The 358-nt window shown below is 47.2% G+C and carries 1 protein-coding gene; it reads left to right on the top strand.

Annotated elements, in window-relative coordinates; genetic code table 11:
* Positions 1–358: ISAs1 family transposase (locus tag AAC854_RS23340; RefSeq protein ID WP_340619163.1), on the top strand; the 358-nt coding region annotated here is incomplete at both ends.

Here is a 358-nt window from a genome sequence, read left to right as displayed (position 1 = left end):
TTTGTTTGATGTCCTTTTTCTGTCGATTACAGCCATCATCGCCGGTGCAGAAGGATGGGAAGATATTGAAGATTTCGGCGAAACGTACCTGGACTGGTATCAAGAAAAAACTCTTTTTCCGAATGGAATACCGGGACATGATGCTATCGCTCGCCTGATTTCTCGGCTCAATCCCGTTGAATTTCAGCACTGTTTTATTCATTGGGCTCAATGGGTTAACGAACGCTCAGAAGGGGAAATTATCGCCATTGACGGAAAAACGTTGCGGGGAACTTATGATGGCAAGAATCGGCAGTCGATGCTCCACATGGTGAGTGCGTTTGCCACCCAGAACGGCGTAGTGATGGGACAACTGAAG

Source organism: Xenorhabdus entomophaga (assembly GCF_037996725.1).
Lineage (GTDB): Bacteria > Pseudomonadota > Gammaproteobacteria > Enterobacterales > Enterobacteriaceae > Xenorhabdus > Xenorhabdus khoisanae.
This window is presented reverse-complemented; position numbering and strand designations above follow the sequence as displayed.